The following is a 7,772-nucleotide window of genomic DNA, read 5'->3' on the forward strand; positions in this document are numbered from 1 at the left end:
GACGGTTACGTGGATCTGTAAGTAATGGGTGACACAGAACTATGAACACCCTCATCCCCTTACGTAAAACAGTAACACTCTCAGCAGAAAACACTGCCCCGAGGACCAAGAAACATCTTGATCTATTTTTTTTGCGTTTTTGGACTATATTTGTTCATCAGGATCGCTCGCCATAAAAGGAGACCAAAATGAAGAAAATCACACTCATTTTATTTCTATTTTCTAATCTTGCTGTTGCGGCACCAAACTCTTCAGCTCTGGATGAAACAATACTGAACAACATTTCTCTTGATGCTGTGAATTGCTGTACTACTCAGGAATCTTTTATAAGCTATATCAAATATTCGATTGACCGCCCCTGGTACCTGACCCCAGAGTTAGCTGGTGCAAAATACGGTAAAGACAGCTCATACAGTAAATGGATAGTAAAAAAATTCTTTCAGAAAGATTTCTTCACAAAGCTCGACTCTAACGAAGAGATTTCAGATGAACAAAAGAAAAATCAAAGAACACTTCTGATTGCTATTGCGCAAAAAGCAGGTAGTGAACTTTACGGTCAATATCAATCCCCTGAAAACCTGATAGCCTTTATCAAATCCAACCCCGAACGCTCCGACTATCTATCAAGACTAAATTTCTATTTAAAAATAAACGATAAAGACAAAGATGAGATTTATAGAAGTATTTTTAAAATAAGCGAACAAAAAAAACTTCACGGATATGGAGCTGAAAACGATGGATAAAATAATAAAAACCATCATCATTACCGCCATGGCTATTACAACTATCGCATGTTCTGAACTTGAAGATGAGCTGGCAAGAATTGATGAAATAAGCGATGACACAACCATGTGTTATCAGACCAGCGGCCAGCGACTCAGCCTGTCGTGCTACACTGACGATATACATTCCTGTAAAGAGGACGGGAAAAGCTCTCTTGGTAAATACGATGATAACGCAACCTGTTACGACGACATGAGAAATGTACTTGATAACTACCGAAAATCAGGAAAGATTGCAGCGGGCCCTTTATCCAATAATTACGCAGGAGGAGGGGGTAATAATGGCGGATCTGGAGGTGGCTCAATTGAACACTGCTACGGAAGTTCTTACCAGCCCTGGGATGATCCTCAAGTAGATACTCAGTGTCAAACAGCATGCGTCTATGAAGCATCAGGAACCACTCAGGGGGTCAGTGCAAGCTGTGATATTATATCCTCACTAGGGTTAAAAAAATCTGCATGCCCTGCTTGCTAAAAAGAGAAACGAAGTTAGGTAACAACTTCTTTAAATAGACCGCTGCCCTTACACTACGCCCGATGAATATCATTGGGCGTAGTGCACTCTGGTGAACGATATTATCGACACTCATACTGAACAAATTACTTAGCCCCCCTTTCTCTTTACACATAATTTTCTCAGTTTCTATCCTACTATTTTTTTCTGATCTCCATCAAAAGCATTCCGCAATACACTGACAAACATACTCTTCAGGACTGCTTGCACCTGTTACCCCCAACAAAATCTTTGTCAAATTTCCCTTTACGTTAACGTCAACTTGCATTAAATTTACCCCATCAACTATCAGAGGTGTGCTTTCATCATCCACAGAAATCACACTATCGGAAAACAACTTCAAACCGAACAATAAAAATCAGCAAGAAGAGGCAACGCCATGAAATCCATCTACAAAGAGTTTAACTTCGGCCTGGGCGATACTTACGACATGCTTCGCGAGCAGGTCAATCGTTTTGCGACAGAAGAGATTGCTCCGCGTGCAGAACAGATCGATATCGACAATGAGTTCCCGGCTGATCTGTGGCGCAAATTTGGTGACATGGGCCTGTTGGGTATTACGGTTCCTGAAGAGTTTGGCGGTTCTGAAATGGGTTATCTGGCCCACGTTATCGCCATGGAAGAGATCTCCCGTGCCTCGGCTTCTGTGGGTCTGTCCTACGGCGCACACTCTAACCTGTGTGTGAACCAGATCAAACTGAACGGTAATCAGGCACAGAAAGAGAAATACCTGCCGAAACTGGTTTCCGGTGAGCATATTGGTGCACTGGCAATGTCTGAGCCGGGGGCCGGTTCTGACGTTGTGGGCATGAAACTGCGCGCTGACAAGAAAGGCGACCGTTACATCCTGAACGGCAACAAAATGTGGATCACCAACGGTCCTGATGCCAACACCTATGTGATCTACGCCAAAACTGACACCTCTGCCGGCTCTAAAGGTATTACCGCCTTTATCGTTGAGCGTGATTTCCCGGGTTTCAGCCGTCACCAGAAGCTGGACAAGCTGGGCATGCGCGGTTCCAACACCTGTGAGCTGGTATTTGAAGACTGTGAAGTACCGGAAGAAAACGTACTGGGTGAAGTGGGTAAGGGTGTTCGCGTTCTGATGAGCGGACTGGACTACGAGCGTACCGTTCTGACCGGCGGCCCTACCGGCATCATGCAGGCGGCGATGGATATCGTTGTACCTTACCTGCACGACCGTCAGCAGTTTGGTCAGTCGATCGGTGAATTCCAGCTGGTTCAGGGTAAAGTGGCGGATATGTACACCACCATGAACGCCTGTAAATCTTACCTCTACGCGGTAGCCCGCGCCTGTGATCGTGGCGAAACCAGCCGTAAAGATGCAGCCGGTGTGATTCTGTACTGTGCAGAAAAAGCGACCCAGGTAGCCCTGGACTCTATTCAGCTGCTGGGCGGCAACGGTTATATCAACGAGTTCCCTACCGGTCGTCTGCTGCGTGACGCCAAGCTGTACGAGATCGGCGCGGGTACCTCTGAAGTACGCCGTATGCTGATCGGTCGTGAGATCTTCTCCGAGTCTAAATAAGGACTCCGGCGGCCACATTAGGCTGGCCGCCATCTTCGGTGGATCGCTCAGGCAGCAGACAAACATCAAATGCCTGACGATTCACCGCTAATCTGAATACCCAACCCCTATTTTCGTCCTTGCCGACAGACATTTCGCGGGACAGATGCGAGCACAGCAAGAACGAACTCAGGTCTGGTAAGGCAGGCTGACATGATTGTTCTATACAGTCCCCCCCTGCACGACGACAGTCGGTCTGCCTTACCAACTTATTTTATCGGGAGCTAGCAATGGCGGTGATCAAAAGCAAAATCAACACCCGCTCTGAAGCGTTCCAGACCAACATGGGCAACATGAAGCGTCTGGTACAGGATCTGCGCGAGCAACTGGCAGAGATCAAAAAAGGCGGCGGTGAAGCAGCCCAGAAGAAACATCTGGATCGTGGCAAGCTGCTGCCCCGTGACCGTATCAATGGCTTGCTGGATGAAGGCGCTCCTTTTATGGAGCTGTCGCAGCTGGCCGGTCTGAATGTTTATAAAGACTACGTGCCATCCGCAGGCATCATCACAGGTATTGGCCGTGTCAGTGGTCAGGAATGCATGATCATCGCGAACGATGCGACCACCAAAGGCGGCACCTACTACCCGCTGACGGTTAAAAAGCACCTGCGCGCGCAGGAGATCGCTGAGAAAAACCACCTGCCGTGTATCTATCTGGTGGACTCCGGTGGTGCTAACCTGCCGAATCAGGATGAAGTGTTCCCGGATCGCGATCACTTTGGCCGCATCTTCTACAATCAGGCGAATATGTCCGCCAAAGGTATTCCGCAGATCGCTGTGGTGATGGGTTCCTGTACTGCCGGTGGTGCTTATGTACCGGCGATGGCGGATGAGTCCATTATTGTGCGCCAGCAGGGCACGATCTTCCTGGCAGGCCCGCCTCTCGTTAAAGCCGCGACCGGTGAAGTGATCTCCGCTGAAGATCTGGGCGGTGCTGATGTGCACTGTAAAACCTCCGGTGTGGCCGACCATTACGCGATGAACGATCAGCACGCGCTGCAGATCGCCCGTCAGTGTATCTCCCGTCTGAACCCATCTAAGAAAGCGGAACTGGATATCCAGCCTTCCCGTCCGCCGCTGTACGACCCGGAAGAGATCTACGGCATCGTCTCGGAAGATCTGCGTAAGCCTTACGATGTGCGTGAAGTGATCGCCCGTTTGGTGGATGGCTCTGAATTTGATGAGTTCAAACAGCTTTACGGCACAACGCTGGTCACCGGCTTTGCCCGCATCCACGGTTATCCGGTGGGTATCGTGGCGAATAACGGCGTGCTCTTCTCTGAAGCGGCCCTGAAAGGTGCTCACTTTATTGAGCTTTGTGCGCAGCGCAATATTCCTCTGGTCTTCCTGCAGAACATCACCGGCTTCATGGTGGGTGGTAAGTACGAATCCGAAGGTATCGCGAAAAACGGTGCCAAAATGGTAACGGCAGTAGCCTGTGCCAAAGTGCCTAAATTCACCATGCTGATCGGTGGTAGCTTCGGTGCCGGTAACTACGGCATGTGTGGCCGTGCTTATGATCCGAATCTGATGTGGATGTGGCCAAATTCCCGCATCTCGGTCATGGGTGGCGAACAGGCTGCCGGTGTACTGGCTCAGGTGAAGCGCGACAATATGGAGCGCAAAGGCGAAGCATGGGCAGCAGATGATGAAGCGGCGTTCAAAAAGCCGATTGTGGATCAGTACGAACATCAGGGTCACCCCTACTACGCCAGCGCCCGCCTGTGGGATGACGGCGTGATCGATCCGGCACAAACCCGCGATGTTCTGGGTCTTGCCATCTCTGCTGCTCTGAATGCACCAACCCGCGAGACACGCTTTGGCGTGTTCCGCATGTAATCGGAGAATCTGACATGAATACTGAAAATCAGGTTCCTGATCAAAAACAGGTTCTGTGCGAAATCTCCGATCAGGGTGTGGCTTCTGTCATTCTGAACCGCCCTGAAGTGCACAACGCTTTCGACGATAAGCTGATCGCTGACATTCTGACCGTGCTGGATGACCTGAATGCTAACGATGCCGTGCGCGTGGTTGTGCTTCGCTCTAACGGCAAGTCCTTCTCTGCCGGTGCGGATCTGGGCTGGATGAAGCGCATGGCGCAATACAGCTTTGAAGATAACTTCAAAGATGCCGGTGAACTGGCGCGTCTGATGCACACCCTGAACAATCTGAACAAACCCACCATCGCTTTGGTACAGGGCGCGGCCTATGGCGGCGCTGTAGGCTTAGCGGCCTGTTGCGATATCTGTATCGCCACCGAAAAAGCCCGCTTCTGTCTGAGTGAAGTCAAAATCGGTCTCTCCCCTGCGGTTATCAGCCCCTTTGTGGTGGCGGCCATGGGTGAACGTGCCGCCCGTCGTTATTTCCTGACCGCTGAAGTCTTCAACGGTGAACAGGCCGTTGAGATGGGTCTGGCTCATCGGTATGTGGCTCAGGATGAGATGGAAAGCGCGCTTGAGGATATGACACAGAAACTGCTGGCTAACAGCCCGCAGAGTGTCCGCCGTACCAAGGAGCTGATCGCACGGGTCGCTAAAGGCCCGATCGATCAGGAGATGATCGAATACACCCAACGCCTGATCGCTGAAATCCGCGTCTCTGAGGAAGGTCAGGAAGGTCTGAGTGCGTTCTTTGAGAAACGTGCTCCGGGTTGGCAGCAGTCCTGATACCAGACTGCCCCAACGGGAAAAATGTGGGAGATAACCGATGTTTAATAAAATTCTGATTGCAAACCGTGGCGAGATCGCCTGCCGCGTGATCCGTACCGCACATAAAATGGGCATCCGCTGTGTCGCTGTCTACTCCGAAGCCGATGCCAACGCCATGCATGTCGCCATGGCCGATGAAGCCGTTTGCGTAGGCCCGGCAGCCAGTAAAGACAGCTACCTGAAAATGGACACTATCCTGCAGGTCGCGAAAGATACCGGCGCTCAGGCGATTCACCCCGGTTACGGCTTCCTGTCTGAAAACGCGCCTTTTGTACAGAAGTGTCAGGATGCCGGTGTGGTCTTTATCGGCCCACCTGCTGATGCGATCAAGGCGATGGGTTCCAAGAGTGCTGCGAAACGCATTATGGAAGAAGCCAAGGTACCACTGGTTCCCGGCTACCATGGTGAAGACCAGGACCCTGCCCTGCTGAAAAAACACTCTGATGAGATGGGTTATCCGGTACTGCTGAAAGCGACCGCTGGTGGCGGTGGTAAAGGCATGCGCGTGGTCTGGTCAGAAGACGAGTTCACCGGTGCTTTAGATGCCGCCAAGCGTGAAGCGATGAACGGCTTTGCTGATGACACCATGCTGGTTGAGAAGTATCTGACCAAGCCGCGCCATGTTGAGATTCAGGTGTTCTGCGATCAGCACGGTAACAGTGTTTATCTGGCAGAGCGTGATTGCTCGGTTCAGCGTCGTCACCAGAAAGTGGTTGAGGAAGCTCCGGCTCCGGGTATGTCTGATGAGCTGCGTAAAGCCATGGGTGAAGCGGCAGTACGGGCGGCAGAAGCGATCGGCTATGTTGGCGCAGGTACCGTGGAATTCCTGCTGGATGAAGACGGTTCCTTCTACTTTATGGAGATGAACACCCGTCTGCAGGTTGAGCACCCGGTAACCGAGCTGATTACCGGTCAGGATCTGGTGGAATGGCAGCTGGCAGTCGCCTCTGGTCAGACTCTGCCGATTACTCAGGACGAAGTTCAGATCAACGGCCACGCGGTTGAAGTGCGTATCTACGCAGAAGACCCGGATAACGATTTCCTGCCTGCGACCGGTAAGCTGGAATACCTGCGCACGCCGGAAGAGAACCGTTACGTGCGCGTCGATACCGGCGTGCGTGAAGGCGATGAGGTCAGCATCTACTACGATCCTATGATCGCCAAACTGATCGTTTGGGATGAGAACCGTGACCGTGCCATGCAGCGCATGAGTCAGGCACTGACGGAATACCGTATCGCCGGTATGAAAACCAACACTCACTTCCTGAAACGCCTGATCGATAACAAAGCGTTCCGTGATGCTGAGCTGGATACCGGCTTTATTGAAAAACATGAAGCGGATCTGTTTGAAGCTCATGGTGGAAGCCAGAGCGCTAATCCATTGGCGATGGCCACCCTGTACACCCTGCTGAAGCAAAAACAGCAGCGTAAAGCAGAAGCGATTCACAGCCATGATGAAACCTCACCCTGGCACCAGTTCTCCGGCTGGCGTCTGAACGAAGAACCCACCCATGTGGTGCGCTTTACTCAGACCCTGGCTCAGAAAGAGGGCGACGATGAAAAAGTCGAACACGAGATCACGGTCAACTGGTTGGATCGCGGTTACCGTCTGACTCTGGACGGCCATATCATGATCGCTGACGGCACACTGAATGATGATCGCCTACAGGCCAGCCTGAACGGCCACAGTCGTAACGCCTTTGTCGCCGAGCTGAACGGTCACGTCACGGTATTTACCGATCAGGGTGCTTTTGAATACCAGTGGCAACGTCCGAATCTGGACAGCCATGACTTTGAAGATGACAGCCCAAGCCTGACCGCTCCGATGAACGGCAGTATTGTTGCGGTTCTGGTTGAACCGGGTCAACAGGTCACTAAAGGTACCGCCATGGTGATTATGGAAGCGATGAAGATGGAACACACCATCACCGCATCCGTTGATGGCACCGTTACCGAGATCTTCTTCCAACCGGGTGATCTGGTGGAAGGCGGTGCGGATCTGGTGGCCTTTGAGGCTGAGGAGGCCTGATATGACAACTCATTTACATACGGATGCGCAGCTCCCCGCCTCAGTTCGCATTGTTGAAGTCGGCCCCCGCGATGGCCTGCAGAATGAACCCGGCGTCATCAGCACGGATATCAAACTGCAGCTGATCGACAAACTGGCCGATGCCGGTGTGC

Annotated in this window: 6 protein-coding genes; all 6 read left to right on the forward strand. The window is 51.5% G+C overall.

Annotated elements, in window-relative coordinates; translation table 11 throughout:
- Positions 1-188: 188 nt before the first annotated feature.
- The gene (locus AC4GL5_RS18060; protein ID WP_490384201.1) at positions 189-743 is read left to right on the forward strand and encodes a hypothetical protein; all 555 of its coding nucleotides are present in this window, start codon (positions 189-191) and stop codon (positions 741-743) included.
- A complete protein-coding gene (locus AC4GL5_RS18065; protein WP_490384202.1) occupies positions 736-1,257 on the forward strand; it encodes a hypothetical protein in 522 nt (173 codons plus the stop codon). Before AC4GL5_RS18060 ends, AC4GL5_RS18065 begins: the two co-directional genes overlap by 8 nt.
- 418 nt (positions 1,258-1,675) lie before the next feature.
- Positions 1,676-2,845, forward strand: a complete 1,170-nt coding sequence (locus AC4GL5_RS18070; RefSeq protein WP_490384203.1) for an isovaleryl-CoA dehydrogenase — start codon at positions 1,676-1,678, stop codon at positions 2,843-2,845.
- 269 nt (positions 2,846-3,114) lie between these two features.
- Positions 3,115-4,722: a carboxyl transferase domain-containing protein gene (locus AC4GL5_RS18075; protein WP_490384204.1), complete on the forward strand. Its 1,608-nt coding sequence runs from the start codon at positions 3,115-3,117 to the stop codon at positions 4,720-4,722.
- A gap of 14 nt (positions 4,723-4,736) precedes the next feature.
- Complete coding sequence (locus AC4GL5_RS18080; protein ID WP_490384205.1) at positions 4,737-5,549, forward strand: enoyl-CoA hydratase/isomerase family protein; 813 nt, start codon at positions 4,737-4,739, stop codon at positions 5,547-5,549.
- Between the two features lie 40 nt (positions 5,550-5,589).
- On the forward strand, positions 5,590-7,620 hold the full coding sequence (accC, locus tag AC4GL5_RS18085; protein WP_490384206.1) for an acetyl-CoA carboxylase biotin carboxylase subunit: 2,031 nt from the start codon (positions 5,590-5,592) through the stop codon (positions 7,618-7,620).
- Positions 7,621-7,772: the final 152 nt, after the last annotated feature.

This window comes from Oceanospirillum sp. (assembly GCF_982874595.1).